Source organism: Micromonospora sp. 067-2 (genome assembly GCF_046549295.1).
Classification (GTDB): domain Bacteria; phylum Actinomycetota; class Actinomycetes; order Mycobacteriales; family Micromonosporaceae; genus Micromonospora.
On record NZ_JAJPWB010000004.1, the window covers coordinates 585,194 to 599,361 of the forward strand.

Sequence of the window (14,168 nt, forward strand, 5' to 3'; positions counted from 1 at the left end):
CGGCGAAGCCGCCAGCACCCGGCGCTCGAAGCCCGCACACCGGCGCGGGAAGGTCCGACCTGGTGCGACCGGCCCGGCCGGTGTACCGGTCGTGAGTCCGGCCCCCGGGTGCCGGGGGCTTCTACTTCTTGCCGGCTGCCTTGCCGTCGCCGGAGTCGGAGGAGAGGGCGGCGATGAAGGCCTCCTGCGGCACCTCGACTCGGCCGACCATCTTCATCCGCTTCTTGCCCTCCTTCTGCTTCTCCAGCAGCTTGCGCTTACGGCTGATGTCACCGCCGTAGCACTTGGCGAGCACGTCCTTGCGGATCGCCCGGATGGTTTCCCGAGCGATGACCCGGCTGCCGATGGCTGCCTGGATCGGCACCTCGAACTGCTGGCGCGGGATCAGGGTGCGCAGTTTCGCGGCGATGGTGACGCCGTAGTTGTACGCCTTGTCCTTGTGCACGATGGCGCTGAACGCGTCCACCGGCTCGCCGTGCAGCAGGATGTCCACCTTCACCAGGTCGGATGCCTGCTCGGTGGAGGGCTCGTAGTCGAGTGAGGCGTAGCCCTTGGTCCGGCTCTTCAACTGGTCGAAGAAGTCGTAGATGATCTCTGCGAGGGGCAGCGTGTACCGCAGCTCGACCCGGTCCGCGGAGAGGTAGTCCATGCCGAGCAGGTTGCCGCGCCGGCCCTGACAGAGCTCCATCACCGCGCCCACGTAGTCGTTGGGCGTCAGGACGGTGGCCCGAACCACCGGCTCGTACACCTCGGCGATCTTGCCGGTCGGGTACTCGCTGGGGTTGGTGACGACGATCTCCTCGCCGTCGTCGGTGATCGCCCGGTAGACCACGTTGGGCGCGGTGGAGATCAGGTCGAGGTTGTACTCGCGCTCCAGCCGCTCCCGGATGATCTCCAGGTGCAGCAGGCCGAGGAAGCCGCAGCGGAAGCCGAAGCCGAGCGCGCCGGAGGTCTCCGGCTCGTAGTCCAGTGCGGCGTCGTTGAGCTTGAGCTTGTCCAGAGCCTCGCGCAGGTTGGGGTAGTCCGATCCGTCGATCGGGTAGAGGCCGGAGTAGACCATCGGCTTCGGGTCCTTGTAGCCACCCAGGGCCTCGCGCGCCGGCCGGGTGTTGATGGTGACCGTGTCACCGACCCGGGACTGCCGGACGTCCTTCACGCCGGTGATGAGGTAGCCGACCTCGCCGACACCCAGCGCCTCGGCCTTCACCATCTCCGGTGAGATGACGCCGATCTCCAGCAGCTCGTGCACCGCCCCGGTGGACATCATCTTGATCCGGTCGCGGGCGCTGATCCGGCCGTCGATGACCCGCACGTAGGTGACCACGCCGCGGTAGACGTCGTACACCGAATCGAAGATCATCGCCCGGGCGGGCGCCGCGGCGTCGCCGACCGGCGGGATGAACTGCCGGACGATCTCGTCGAGCAGGTACGGAACGCCCTCGCCGGTTTTGCCGGAGACCCGGATGCAGTCGGCGGGATCGCCGCCGATGAGGTGGGCCAGCTCCTCGGCGTACTTCTCCGGTTGGGCGGCCGGCAGGTCGATCTTGTTGAGCACCGGAATGATGCGCAGGTCGTTCTCGAGGGCCAAATAGAGGTTGGCCAGGGTCTGCGCCTCGATGCCCTGCGCGGCGTCGACCAGCAGCACGGCCCCCTCACAGGCCGCGAGGGACCGGGACACCTCGTAGGTGAAGTCGACGTGCCCCGGGGTGTCGATCATGTTGAGCACCGCGTGCTCACCGGCCCGCTCGCCCTCGCGGATGGTCCACGGCATGCGGACGGCCTGGCTCTTGATCGTGATGCCGCGCTCGCGCTCGATGTCCATCCGGTCCAGGTACTGGGCGCGCATCTGCCGCGGGTCGACCACGCCGGTGAGCTGCAACATCCGGTCGGCCAGGGTCGACTTCCCGTGGTCGATGTGGGCGATGATGCCGAAGTTCCGGATGCGACCGGGGTCGGTGGCACCAGGGGCGTTCGCGCCGGGATCGAGCTTCGGTGGCACAGCGGTCCGTTCTGGTCGGCTGACGGAAACAGGCCGGCGCGCCGCCGACCCCCTCCATGTTCCCACGCCGCCGGGGTACACCCGCTGCGCGGGCGATGGATCGGCCCGAGGACCCTCACTCCATCGGCGGCTCCACGAACAGCGCGGCCAGCCGGGGCAGCCGGCGGCGGGCCTCCTCCTCGTCGTCGAAGTCCCAGAAGTCGTTGAGGTCCGGTGCGCGCACCGGCTCCCGGTCCGCCGGCAGCTCCACGGCGGTGGCCTTGCGGTACGCGTCCCAGGGCACCGCCAGCATCTGCTCGGCGGAGAACTCCTCGCCGCTGAGCGACGCGGCCCGCACCTGGGGCAGCTCGGCCAGCGAATCCGGCTCGGTGACCGCGCGGGCGAAGACCGCCCGGCCCTGGGTCATCAGCCAGCCCCGGAAGTGCTCGAAGCCGTCCGCGGACGCGCCGCCGTTGATCAGGTACGCCGCGCCCCAGAGGTCGACCTTGTGTGAGGCGGCCAGCACCCGCGTCTGGTGGCGGGCGTACCCGGTGATGTCCTCGGGGTCACGCTCGGCGAGCAGCGCGACGGCCCGTGCGGCGACCGGCCCCGGTTCTCCCCCGCCGCCAGCGCGGGCCTGGTCGATCAACTCCCAGAAGTCCTCGGTCCTCATGGCTTGGCAGTCTCGCAGTGTCGCCGCGCACCGCGCACGCACCCCGGGGCAGCATGGTGGGGTGTCGTCCCCCACGCCGTTGCCTCCGGTGCCGTACCACGCCAGTGCCCTGCGGCCGTCGTGGCCGGCTCTGCCGGCGGCGCTGCGGAAGGCGGTCGTCGACCGGCTGGGCGCGCCGGTGGTCACCGCCCGCGTCGCCGGCGCGGGCTTCACCCGCGGCTTCGCCGCCGTCCTCGAGACCGCCGACGGCGGCCGGGCCTTCGTCAAGGCCGCGGCCTCCGCCGAGCAACCGCACCTGGTCGACTGGTACGCCCGGGAGGCCGCGATCCTCGACCGGCTGCCGGCCGGCCTGCCGGCGCCCCGCCCCCGGTGGACGCTGTCCGAGGCTGGCTGGTTCGTGCTCTGCACCGACGCCGTCGACGGCCACACGCCCCGGCTGCCCTGGGTGCCGGCCGAGCTGGACGCCACCCTCTCCGGGTACGCCGGTCTCGCCGCCGCGCTGGCCGACCCGCCGGCCGGGCTGACCGCGCTCGGCCTGCCGCACCTGGCCGATCTGGCGCGGTCGGACATCCTGTGGTGGGCGGAGGTCGCCGCCGGTCGGGAGCCGACGCCGGCGCTGCCACCCCCGGCGCGGGACCGCCTCCGCGAGTTGGTCGCGCTGGAGACCCGCCTCCCCGGGTACGCCGCCGACGCGACCGGTCTCATCCACGGTGACCTGCGGGTGGACAACGTGCTCGTCGACGCGGACGGCCGGGCCTGGTTCTGCGACTGGACGTGGGTCTGCCACGGGCCGGCCTGGTTCGATCTGGCCGGCCTGCTGCTCACCGCGTACGCCGGCGGCCTGGACGCGGACCGGCTCTTCGCCGCGCACCCGGCGACCGCGGGCGCACCCGAGGACGCGTTGGACGCCACCCTGGCCGCGTTGGCCGGCTACCACCTCACCGGCGCCGAGGCGGCAGCGCCCGTGACGGCCTCGCCGCACCTGCGCGCGCACCAGCGGTGGAGCGGTGAGCAGGCACTCGACTGGCTCGCCCACCGCCAGGGTTGGTGGTGACCGGCCGGAGGGGTCGGAGGGCGTAGTCTGGTCGCCGACGGGCCGGGTGACCGGCGCTGCCGACGAGCCGTTTTGGCTCGTCGCGGGCGACCTGGTAGCCTGGCTCTTCGCGCAGCGATGACGCATGTTCGTCATCCCGCGCACAAGCTGACCAACCCGAGCTATCAAGACGAGGCTGTCGCGTGGCGAACATCAAGTCCCAGATCAAGCGCAACCGGCAGAACGAGAAGGCCCGGCTGCGCAACAAGTCGGTCAAGTCGTCGCTGAAGACCGCCGTCCGGAAGTTCCACGAGGCTGCCGAGGCCGGTGAGGTCGAGAAGGCCACCGCGCTGATGCTGGACGCCTCGCGCAAGCTGGACAAGGCCGTCAGCAAGGGCGTGATCCACTCCAACCAGGCTGCGAACCGCAAGTCGGCGATCGCCAAGCGCGTGGTGGCTCTCTCCGCCTGACGATTTGCCGTCAGACTGATTCGGAAAGCCCCGGACTCCGGTCCGGGGCTTCCGTGTGTCCAGCCGCAACCCGCCCGCCCCCGAGATCGTGGCGGGAAACTGCCCCCGCAGGGGCCGTTTCGCTCCACGGTCTACTGCGGGTCGATCGCGTGCGAGGTGGTTGGCCTCTCCACCGTCACCACGATGCCCGGCACGGCGTGCGGCAGCCACTCGACCTGGGCCCGGCCGACCACCGGCTCCCTCTGCCGGCGGAAGCGGTCCCGTTCCTGCTCGGGCACGAGCGCGGCGGAGCGGACCACGATCGCGGCCACCATGTCGTTGAGTTTGACCATCGCCGCCACCGCCGCGGGCAGCACCAGCACAGCCCACCAGGTGACCAGCTCGGCGAGGGCGAGCAGCACGGCCAGCGCGACGGTGCCCTCGAAGAAGAGGAAGCAGAGCACCCCACCGGGGTTGACGAACCGCAGGCCGAGCAACCGCGCGTAGAGCGGCCGGTAGCGCTCCTCGTCGGCCTGGATGGTGGCCCACGCCGTACGGTTCGGCCCGGTCACCGGTTGGTGCCCTGCCGCGCCGCCGCGACCGAGAAGACGGCGCGTTCCAGGGCGTACGCCCGGTCGTCCGAGCCGCCCTTGACGGCCGCGTTGCACTCGGCGGCGACCTGCATGGCCCGGACCAGACCGTCGGGCGTCCAGCCTCGCCCCTGCCGCTGCGCCCGCTCGATCTTCCAGGCCGGCATTCCGAGGCTGCTGGCGAGTTGGTACGGGTTGCCGCGCCCGGCCGACGCCACCCGGGCCACGGTGCGCACCCCGTCGGCCAGGGCGTCGGCGATGGGCACCGGGTCGACCCCGACGTGCAGAGCCCAGCGCAGCGCTTCCAGGGCCGCCGGCACGTCACCGACCATGGTGGCGTCCGCAACCGTGAAGCCGGTCACCTCGACCCGGCCTCGGTAGTAGCGGGCTACGGTGTCGGCGCCGATCCGACCGTCGGTGTCGGCGATCAGTTGGGAGCACGCGGCGGCCAGCTCGCGCAGGTCGTTGCCCACGGCCGCGATCAGCGCCTCGGCGGTGTCGTCGGTGCACCTGCCGCCGAGCCGGCGGATCTCGTCGCGGACGAAGGTGACCCGGTCGCGGTGCCCCTTGAGCTTCACCGCCGGGATCACCGTCGCGCCCGCCGCCCGCAGTCCGTCGGCGAACGCCTTGCCCTTGGCGCCGCCCAGGTGCAGCACCAGTAGCTGGACCTCCGGGTCGGGGTTCTCCGCGTATGCCAGCAGCGCGGCGACCAGGTCCTTGCGGGCGTCCTGGCCGGAACGCAGGATCAGCAGCCGTCGCCCACCGAACAACGACGGGCTGAGCATCTCGGCGATCTCGCCGACGGTGAGCGCGGCGCCCTGGTATTCCCGGACGTCAACCTCGGGATCGATGCCGCGGACCTTCTCGACAGCTTCGCTCACGGCGCGCGTGGCGAGCAGTTCCTCGTCACCGAGGACGAGCAGAATGGGGGCGAGGCCGGCGGGGGTCACGCCGCCCATATTCGCACGGCCCACCGTGGGATCGTGCCTGGTCATCCACCGTTCAAGCGGCGGAGCCCGCACTCAGTGCAAAACTCGACATCTATCTCATACGTCGCTTAATCCGCAATTCGTGGGCCGGGTCGAGTCCGACGTGCTGGACGTCGGGCCCCGCGGCGGGTGAGGCAACGAGGACGAACGACCTCCCGGAGCGACGTCGGCTCAGGATCGTCGGCCCGGCGGCACTCCCCGACGGACCACCGCCAGACCGCCGCCCACCCGGGTCGCGGCCAGGTCACCGTCGGTGTCGGTACGCATCACCCGGGCGCCACCCCTGCTCAGCCGAGCGAGCAGCCCCGGATTCGGGTGTCCGTAGGCGTTGCCGGTCCCCACCGGAACCAGCGCGACGGCTGGCCGGACCGCGTCGAGGAAACCCGGGTCCTGGTACGCCGAGCCGTGGTGGGCGACCTTCAACACCTCCGCACGTAGCTGACCCGGTGCCGCCCGTGTCAGCACGGCGTGCTGCTCCTCGGTCTCGGCGTCGCCGGGCAGCAGGATCCGCACCCCGGCCACCGTGGCGAGCAACACCAGCGAGTTGTTGTTCGGGTCGGACCTCGTGCCGGTCAGCGGGTACGGCGGACCCAGCACGAGCAACTCGACGCCACCGACGGGAAGGCGGGCACCGGCCACCGTGCTCAGCAGAGCGGCCCGTCCGGCGGTCGCGGCGGCGAGGACCAGATCCCGGCCGCTCGCCGGATCCGTCGAGGGTGGCGTCAGCACGGCAGCCACCCGGCGCCCCCGGAACACCCCGGCCACCCCGCCGACGTGGTCGGCGTGGAAGTGGCTGACGACCAGCAGCGGCACCTCCCGGACACCGAGCCGGCGCAGGCAGCCGTCCACTGCCCCGGGCTCCGGTCCGGTGTCCACCACCACCGCCCGACCGGGGGCGACCGGCAGCACGAGAGCGTCGCCCTGACCCACCGCGCAGGCCACCACCACCCAGCCGGACGGCGGCCAGCCGGCCGCCACCAACCGGACCGGGAGGGAGCCCAGCAACGCGGCGACGCCGACCACCGCCACCAGCCGGCGCACCAGCGGCCGGCGCGCCGCGACCAGCAGTGCCACGGTCAGCCCGGCCAGCACCAGCGCACCCCACACTCCACCCGGCCACGGCAGGTTGCCCGCCGGCAGCCGGGCGCCCTGCTTCGCGATGACCACCAGCCACCAGGCCGGCCAGCTCGCCAGCCACGCGGCGAACTCCGCGCCGGCCGGCCAGACCGGTGACACGATGGCCGCCAGCACACCCAGCACGGTCGCTGGCGCGATGGCCGGCACCGCGAGCAGGTTGGCCGGCACCGCCACCAGGCTGACCGTGCCGGAGATGCCAGCGACGACCGGCCCGCAGGCCAGTTGCGCGGCCGCCGGCACGGCCAGCGCCTCGGCCAGCCCGGCCGGAACGCCCCGCCGGCGCAGCCCGTCCCGCCAGCGCGGAGCGAGCAGCAACAGGCCACCGGTGGCCAGCACGGACAGCGCGAACCCGGGGTCACCTGCCAGCTCCGGGTCGGCCAGCACCAGCACCGTGATGGCGGCCGCCAACGCGGGCAGCGCGGCCCGGGGCCGACCGGCGGCCAACGCGGCAAGGCCGATCGCGCCCATCGTGGCGGCCCGGACGACACTCGGTGACGGCCGCACCAGCAGGACGAAACCCACGAGCGCCACCCCGCAGAGCCCAGCGGCGAGCCACGGGCCGGCGCGCCCCCACCGCGCCAACAGCAGCACCGCGCCCACCACGATTGCCGCGTTGCTTCCGGAGACGGCATTCAGATGCGTCATGCCGGTGGCCTGGAAGTCCTCCTCCAGGCTGGGTGACAGCCGGCTGGTGTCGCCCACCACCAGCCCGGGCAGCAGACCACCCGGCTCGTCGGGGAGCGGTTCGCAGGCCCGTTGCAGACCGGCGCGCAGCGTTCCGGCGGCACGCTGCGCCCAGGACGACGCGCCGTGCCGTACGGGTGGGCCCGTGGTGCTGAGCACCGCTCCGGTCAGATCACCGCCGCGCGGTACTCCGAGCCGACCCTCGGCGCTCAGGCGCTGCCCGGGCAGCAGCCCTCGCCAGGCCGGGTCGGTGGCCAGGACCAGCAGCCGCATCGACGTGCGCAGCCGTCGCCCGTCCGGGCCGGTGACCCGCACCAGCTCGGTCGGCACCAGCAGCATGCCCGGACGCCCGACGGACCGGATCGGACGCGGATCATCGCGGACGACGAGGTCGGCGGTGACCGTGGCGCGCTGCTCGGCCAGGGCGCGGACCGGCGGTGCGTCCCGGACGACGAGCCGGGCTGCGGTGGCCGTCGCACCGCAGACCACGCCGAGGCCGACCGCGACGGCGATCCAACCGAAGCGGCGGACGGTAGCCCGTGGGCGGCCGAGCAGGTGCAGGGCGCCGACCGCCGTCAGGCCGGCAGCCGCGCCGGCCAGCAGCAGGACCACACGGGTGCCGAGGTGCAGGCCGGCCAGTGCGCTCAGCCAGGCGGCCACGGCCAGACCGGCCAGCCGCAGATCCGGCGGCGAGGGGTCCGGCGACGACGCGTCAGCGCTCACGGGGTGGCCGTTCACACCGTCACCAGGTCCTTGAGCTGCTCGTAGCGTGCGTCGCCGATCCCGTCGACCTGACGCAGGTCGCCGACGGACCTGAACCCGCCGTGCTGGTCCCGGTGCGTGACGATTCGCTGGGCGAGCACCGGCCCCACCCCGGGCAGCGCGTCGAGCTGCGCCAGCGTGGCCGTGTTGAGGTTCAGCGGCCCGACAGCGGGCGCCGCTCCACCCGCCGCCGGCGCACCTGCACCGGCCGGCACCGGCGGTGACGTTACCCCGACCACGATCAGCTCACCGTCGGTGACCTTGCGGGCGGGGTTGAGCAGCGCCACGTCGACACCGGGCAGTGCGCCCCCGGCCGCCTGCACCGCATCGGCGAGCCGGGATCCGGCCGGCAGCCGCACCAGCCCGGGCCGGCGGACCTTTCCGGCCACCGCCACCACCAGCTCGCCCCCGCCGGTCGCACCGGGCTCACCCGCCGAGGCGACCGGCGTCGCCGCGCCGCTCAGCGGGACGACCGGCTCCTGCTGCGGCCGGGCACGCCAGGCCCAACCAGCGGCACCCAGCACCACCATCGCGGCGACGACCGCCAACGCCCGCACACCACGCCGCCCCGGGTCGAAGGCGCCAGGCCCGGGCAGCCGCGGCGCCGCGGCGCCTTCCGCAGCAAGGGGTACGCCGGCGTCGGGCTCCACAGGCGGCGCCCCGGCCCGCGGCGGCAGCACCCCCACCGGAGGTACGCCCACGAGCGGTGCGCCTGCCCGGACTGGCGACGCGTCAACCGGCGCGTCCATCAGCCGGCGCAGGCGCTGGCGTACCTCTGTCTCTTCGTCGTGCGACACAGCGCGACGCTATGGCGCCGCCCGGGACGGTGAGGTGTGGTGGCGCCGCCCTGTGGACAACCGACGCCGCTGTGGACAAGGCCCTGATCAAGCCGGAATCTGCTAACGACTGCCGATCAGGGTCGTGCGGTCGAGGCACCTCGCGTGGCCATGACGATGAGGTCGGCTATCGCCTCCGGGTGGGTGACCATGGCGAGGTGCGACGAGTCGACCTCGATCGTCGTGGCGTTCATCCGCTTGGCCAGGAACTGTTCGAGCTCGGGCGCGGTGGTGCGGTCCTGTTTGGAGACGGAGTAGTAGCAGGGTTTGTCCCGCCAGGCCGCGGTCGTCGTACGGGATGTGAAGAGGTCGCCGGCGATCGGCCCCTGGACCGCGTAGAGGGAGCGCGCTCGGGCCTTGTCGACGCCGCCCGCGAAGTCTTCGAGGAAGGCGCTCTCGCTGAGTTGGGCGTACCCGTCGTCGTGGACGAGGCCGGCGTTCGCCGGCGGGGTGGGGAACTTCGCGGCGAGCGCGGTGAAGTCCTCGCCGGCGTCCGGTGCGCGGGCGGCAACGTAGACCAGGGCGGCGACCGACGGATGGTTTCCGGCCTCGGTGATGACGGTTCCGGCCCACGAGTGGCCGACCAGCACCGTCGGCCCGTCCTGCCGGTCGAGGACCCGGCAGGTGGCGGCGACGTCGTCGGACAGGGAGGTCAGCGGGTTCTGTACGGCGGTGACGGTGAGCCCGGCCCGCTGGAGGATGGGGATGACGTCGGACCAGGAGGAGCCGTCGGCGTACGCGCCGTGCACCAGGACGACGTTGCGGACGGGCTCGGCCCGGGATTCCTCGCTCATCTGAGCCTCCTACGGGGGACGCCGAATCGTCACCTGACCGAACCCCAACAGCCGCCTCACACGACGCGAAAGCCCTGGCTGTCACCCGATCGCTGGACAGGCCGTCGACACGCTGGTCCTGCCCGGACCGCACGGGTCCCTGACCGTACGAAAACACATCCCCACCCAGGCAACCAGCACTCCGACGGGAGCGCTGGCCTACATCCACGGCGGAGGGTTCACTTACGGGACGCTCGACGAGTTCGAAGTGCCGATGCGGCTGATCGCCGAGCGCGCCGGCATCGTCACGTACGCGATCGAGTACCAACTCGCCCCCGAGGCCAAGTTTCCGGTGCAGATCGACGAGGTCGAGTTCTTCGTCCGCTGGCTCTTCGACAACGCCGATCAGGAAGGCGTCGACCGCGGCAAGATCGCACTGGGCGGCGACTCCGCGGGAGGCAACATGACCTGCGTCGTCGCGCTCAAACTCCGCGACGAGAAGGGTCCGCGGCTCGCGTTGCAGGTGCCGCTCTTTCCCGAGGCCGCCTTTCCGGGCGACACCCTGTCGGGCAGCGAAAACCGCGTCGGGCTCTATCTGGAGACCAACGGGATCTATGAGATGGTCCGCAACTACGTCAAGAACTCCGACGACGGGCGTCACCCGTACATCACCCCTCAGGAAGCACATCGGCTGACCTGGTTCCCGGGAAAGCCGGCCACGGGACCGGCGGTGGCTCAGCCTGCCGGTCGGCGGTGCACGACCACGCAGGCCAGCCCCGGGCCGGCGTGCGCGCCGACCACGGCGCCCGCTTCGGAGACGTACGTGTCGTGCAGCCGTTTCCCCAGCCGCTGGGTCAGCGCGACGAGCAGCGCCTCGGCCCGTTGCGGCGCCGCCAGGTGGTGCACTCCGAGGTCCACCTCGTCGTCCCCGGCCGCCTCGACGGCCAGGTCGACGAGCCGGGCGACTCCCCGGCTGGCGGTGCGCACCTTCTCCCGCAGCACGATCGCGCCGTCCGGCATGTGCATGATCGGTTTGACCGACAGGGCGGTGCCGAGCAGCGCCTCTGCGGCGTTGATCCGGCCGCCCCGGCGGAGGAACTCCAGCGTGTCGACGTAGAACCAGACGGTGGTCCGGGCGACGGCGGCGAGCGCGGCGTCGCGTACCCCGGCCAGGTCCGTGCCGGCGTCGGCGGCCCTGGCGGCCGCGATGGCCGGGAAACCGAGGCCCATGCCGGCCGACCGGCTGTCCACCACCTCGACCCGACCGTCGGAGTCGGCGGCGGCCAGCCGGGCCGCCTCCACGGTGCCGGAGAGGCCGGCGGAGAGGTGCACCGAGACGATCCCGTCGGCGCCGGCGTCGAGCAGCCGGCGGTACGTCTGCGCGAACTGTTCGGGTGCCGGCCGGGACGTGGTGGCCGTGACCCTCCGGCCGCTCAGCGCCAGGGTGGCGTCGGCGGGCTGGGTCTCGACTCCTTCGAGCCCTTCAGCGCCGTTGAGCACGACGGTCAACGGCACGACGGTCAGTCGGTGCGCCTGCACCAGGTCGGGCGGAAGGTAGGCGGTGGAGTCGATGACGACCGCGACAGGCATGCCCGGCACGCTAGCCGATCGAGGCGCCGAACGCCGAGGCGCAGGCACGCCGAGGCAGCGCGGGGGCCGTGCTCAGACCGCGTCGACGACGGCCGGGGCGGTGACCAGACCGGCGTTGTGCGCCCGCAACTGCCAGCCCCGGACGTCGTCGTGCCGCAGCTCGGTCCAGTGGCAGTTGGCCAGCGAGCCGATGGTGCGCAACACGGCGGAATCCCAGCCGAGCAGATGGCCGATGCCCTGCCGGGAGCCGCCACCGTGGGTGGCGATCACCACGGTGCCGCCGTTCGCCGCGTCGGCCGCCTCCCGCAGCGCGGCACCGACCCGCTCACCGAGGTCGTGCAGGGGTTCCAGGCCGGCGCCCGGGGCCGGGTCACCGGCGCGCCATCGGGCGTACTCGTCGGGGAAGCGCTCGGCGACCTCGGTGAGGAGCAGGCCCTGCCACTGGCCGAAGTGCCGCTCGCGGAGCCGCGCGTCGCTGCGGACCGGCAGCCCGGTCAGCGCCGCGACCGCGGCGGCGGTCTCCGCGGCGCGGCTCAGGTCACTGGACACGATCGCGTCGGGACGCAGCGACGCGAGCAGCGGAGCGGCGGCGTGGGCCTGGTCGCGGCCCCGCTCATTGAGGGGTACGTCGGTCTGGCCCTGGACGCGGTTGGCGGCGTTCCAGTCGGTGTTGCCGTGCCGCCAGACGATCAGACGGGTCATTCGGCTGCGGCGGACCCGCTGGCGTCTGCCTCGACGAGGTCGCGGTCGACGAACGGGATGGTGGGGCAGTCCTTCCAGAGCCGGTCGAGCGCGTAGAACTCGCGCTCCTCGGTGTGCTGGACGTGCACCACGATGTCGACGTAGTCGAGCAGCACCCAGCGGCCACCCCGCTCACCCTCGCGCCGCAGCGGCTTCGCCTTCTCGGGAAGCTCCAGGAGGCGCTCCTCGATGGCGTCGACGATCGCCAGCACCTGACGCTCGCTGGGAGCGGCGGCGAGCAGGAACGCGTCGGTGATGGCGAGCTGGTCGCCGACGTCGATGATCGCGATGTCCTGCGCCTTCTTGTCGGCGGCGGCCTGGGCGGCAGCCATTGCCAGCTCGTGAGCGCGTTCGGAAACTGTCACCGTTCTCCTTCGATCAACCGTGCGATCCACCAAGCGTCTCATACCCGGCGGCACCCCGACTTGTCAGTTCTGGTCGATTAGGCGCACGAAACGGGCTATAAAGGGCGTCACTTCCGCTGATAGAGGCGCCGCTTGGCGATGTACTGCACCACACCGTCGGGCACCAGATACCACACCGGCTCGCCCCTTCCCACCCGGTCGCGGCAGTCGGTCGACGAGATCGCCATCGCCGGCACCTGGACCAGGCTGACGGTGTCGGCCGGCAGGTGCTTGTCGGTGAGTGCGAAGCCGGGGCGGGTCACCCCGATGAAGTGGGCCAGCTCGAAGATCTCCTCCAGATCCTTCCAGGACAGGATCCGTTGCAGCGCGTCCGCGCCGGTGATGAAGAACAGCTGCACCTTGGGGCCGTACTCGGACTGGAGGTCGCGCAGCGTGTCGACGGTGTAGGTCGGCCCACTCCGGTCGATGTCGACCCGGCTGACCTGGAAGCGGGGGTTGGAGGCGGTGGCGATGACCGTCATGAGGTACCGGTCCTCGGCGGGGCTGACCGGCTCGTCGGATTTCTGCCACGGCTGCCCGGTGGGGACGAAGACCACCTCGTCCAGACCGAACCGGTCTGCCACCTCGCTTGCCGCCACGAGGTGCCCGTGGTGGATCGGGTCGAAGGTGCCACCCATGATCCCGATCCGCCGGATATCTTCCTCCACCCCGTGATCGTAGAGCGGGTGTCGTGACCCACCGTCCCGGCCCGGCGAGGGGCGCACCCGAGTTCGTCGGAAACGGTGTCGCCATCGCAAGGCTCGTACACGTATACTCGTTAGCAAGTAATCGGGCACGAGAAGAGGAGGCGTCGTGCCGAAGCGGCGCAAGGTCGGCAACCTGTTGGCGCTGGCCGTGCTGTCCGCCCTGGTCCAGCGGCCGATGCACCCGTACGAGATCGCCACCGCACTGCGAGCCTGGGGCAAGGACCAGGACATGGAGTTCAAGTGGGGCTCGTTCTACACGGTGATCCGCAACATGGACAAACACCACCTGATCGAGGCGGTGGAGAGCGTCCGCGACGGGCGGCGACCGGAACGCACCGTCTACCGGATCACCGACGCCGGGCGGTCGGAACTGGTCGACTGGGCCCGCGAGCTGGTCTCCACCCCGGTGCCGGAGCATCCCCGCTTCCGTGCCGGTCTGTCCGTGCTCGCCGCCCTGCATCCCGACGAGGCCACCGACCTGCTGCGACAGCGCCTCGACCTGCTGGAGGCCACGGTCCGCCAGGATCGCGAGACGCTCGACGCGCACCTGCGGGAGATCCCGCGACTGTTCCTCGTCGAATCCGAGTACGACCTGGCCATGCGGGCCGCGGAAGCGTCCTGGCTGCGGGCACTGCTCGCCGAGCTGACCTCCGGCAGCTACCCGGGGTTGGACACCTGGCGGGCCTACCACGAGACCGGCGAGGTGCCGGCGGAACTGACCGAGCTGGCAGAAAGGACCAGCAGCCGGAGCCTGGACACACCCGACTGACGGACGGCCCCGGCGGGGTGCGCCAACACCCCGCCGGAGCCCTGACCTCGAAC

At 72.2% G+C, this 14,168-nt stretch carries 14 protein-coding genes and 1 pseudogene; 4 read left to right on the forward strand and 11 right to left on the reverse strand.

The annotated features are described in order from the left end of the window. Window positions 1-121 precede the first annotated feature (121 nt). Both lepA and ACLJN9_RS12530 read right to left on the reverse strand, forming a co-directional pair. The gene (gene lepA, locus ACLJN9_RS12525; RefSeq protein WP_410811387.1) at window positions 122-1,999 is read right to left on the reverse strand and encodes a translation elongation factor 4; all 1,878 of its coding nucleotides are present in this window, start codon (window positions 1,997-1,999) and stop codon (window positions 122-124) included. 115 nt (window positions 2,000-2,114) lie between these two features. Next, a complete protein-coding gene (locus ACLJN9_RS12530) occupies window positions 2,115-2,651 on the reverse strand; it encodes a DUF4240 domain-containing protein (RefSeq protein ID WP_410811388.1) in 537 nt (178 codons plus the stop codon). 61 nt (window positions 2,652-2,712) lie between these two features. Between ACLJN9_RS12530 and ACLJN9_RS12535 the strand changes: the two genes are divergently transcribed. After that, entirely contained in the window at window positions 2,713-3,705 is a 993-nt protein-coding gene (locus ACLJN9_RS12535; RefSeq protein ID WP_410811389.1) for a phosphotransferase, read from the forward strand. 182 nt (window positions 3,706-3,887) lie between these two features. Continuing rightward, window positions 3,888-4,154 carry a 30S ribosomal protein S20 gene (gene rpsT, locus ACLJN9_RS12540; protein ID WP_410811390.1) on the forward strand — a complete coding sequence of 89 codons (267 nt, stop codon included), beginning with the start codon at window positions 3,888-3,890 and terminating at the stop codon, window positions 4,152-4,154. A 131-nt stretch (window positions 4,155-4,285) separates the two neighbouring features. Here the strand turns inward: rpsT and ACLJN9_RS12545 are convergent, their stop codons facing one another. The 5 genes from ACLJN9_RS12545 to ACLJN9_RS12565 form a co-directional block, all read right to left on the reverse strand. After that, a complete protein-coding gene (locus ACLJN9_RS12545; RefSeq protein WP_410811391.1) occupies window positions 4,286-4,705 on the reverse strand; it encodes a hypothetical protein in 420 nt (139 codons plus the stop codon). Then, the gene (gene holA, locus ACLJN9_RS12550; protein WP_410811459.1) at window positions 4,702-5,682 is read right to left on the reverse strand and encodes a DNA polymerase III subunit delta; all 981 of its coding nucleotides are present in this window, start codon (window positions 5,680-5,682) and stop codon (window positions 4,702-4,704) included. The genes ACLJN9_RS12545 and holA overlap by 4 nt, the downstream gene beginning before the upstream one ends. 201 nt (window positions 5,683-5,883) lie before the next feature. Further along, window positions 5,884-8,271, reverse strand: a complete 2,388-nt coding sequence (locus tag ACLJN9_RS12555) for a ComEC/Rec2 family competence protein (protein WP_410811392.1) — start codon at window positions 8,269-8,271, stop codon at window positions 5,884-5,886. Next, on the reverse strand, window positions 8,268-9,092 hold the full coding sequence (locus ACLJN9_RS12560; protein WP_410811393.1) for a helix-hairpin-helix domain-containing protein: 825 nt from the start codon (window positions 9,090-9,092) through the stop codon (window positions 8,268-8,270). The genes ACLJN9_RS12555 and ACLJN9_RS12560 overlap by 4 nt, the downstream gene beginning before the upstream one ends. Window positions 9,093-9,208: 116 nt before the next feature. Further along, window positions 9,209-9,925, reverse strand: coding sequence for an alpha/beta fold hydrolase (locus tag ACLJN9_RS12565; RefSeq protein WP_410811394.1), 717 nt, complete (start codon window positions 9,923-9,925; stop codon window positions 9,209-9,211). Window positions 9,926-10,082: 157 nt separating this feature from the next. Here ACLJN9_RS12565 and ACLJN9_RS12570 point away from each other — a divergent pair. Then, window positions 10,083-10,589, forward strand: a pseudogene (locus ACLJN9_RS12570) (alpha/beta hydrolase fold domain-containing protein); the annotation flags it as partial. A 50-nt stretch (window positions 10,590-10,639) separates the two neighbouring features. Here ACLJN9_RS12570 and ACLJN9_RS12575 read toward each other — a convergent pair. The 4 genes from ACLJN9_RS12575 to nadD form a co-directional block, all read right to left on the reverse strand. Next, complete coding sequence (locus tag ACLJN9_RS12575) at window positions 10,640-11,494, reverse strand: DegV family protein (RefSeq protein ID WP_410811395.1); 855 nt, start codon at window positions 11,492-11,494, stop codon at window positions 10,640-10,642. A 72-nt stretch (window positions 11,495-11,566) separates the two neighbouring features. Continuing rightward, on the reverse strand, window positions 11,567-12,196 hold the full coding sequence (locus ACLJN9_RS12580; RefSeq protein WP_410811396.1) for a histidine phosphatase family protein: 630 nt from the start codon (window positions 12,194-12,196) through the stop codon (window positions 11,567-11,569). Continuing rightward, window positions 12,193-12,600 carry a ribosome silencing factor gene (rsfS, locus tag ACLJN9_RS12585; protein ID WP_410811397.1) on the reverse strand — a complete coding sequence of 136 codons (408 nt, stop codon included), beginning with the start codon at window positions 12,598-12,600 and terminating at the stop codon, window positions 12,193-12,195. Before rsfS ends, ACLJN9_RS12580 begins: the two co-directional genes overlap by 4 nt. A 107-nt stretch (window positions 12,601-12,707) precedes the next feature. Beyond that, window positions 12,708-13,307, reverse strand: coding sequence for a nicotinate-nucleotide adenylyltransferase (nadD, locus tag ACLJN9_RS12590; protein ID WP_410811398.1), 600 nt, complete (start codon window positions 13,305-13,307; stop codon window positions 12,708-12,710). 145 nt (window positions 13,308-13,452) lie between these two features. Here nadD and ACLJN9_RS12595 point away from each other — a divergent pair, with 145 nt between their 5' ends. Beyond that, window positions 13,453-14,115 carry a PadR family transcriptional regulator gene (locus ACLJN9_RS12595; protein ID WP_410811399.1) on the forward strand — a complete coding sequence of 221 codons (663 nt, stop codon included), beginning with the start codon at window positions 13,453-13,455 and terminating at the stop codon, window positions 14,113-14,115. Window positions 14,116-14,168 lie beyond the last annotated feature (53 nt).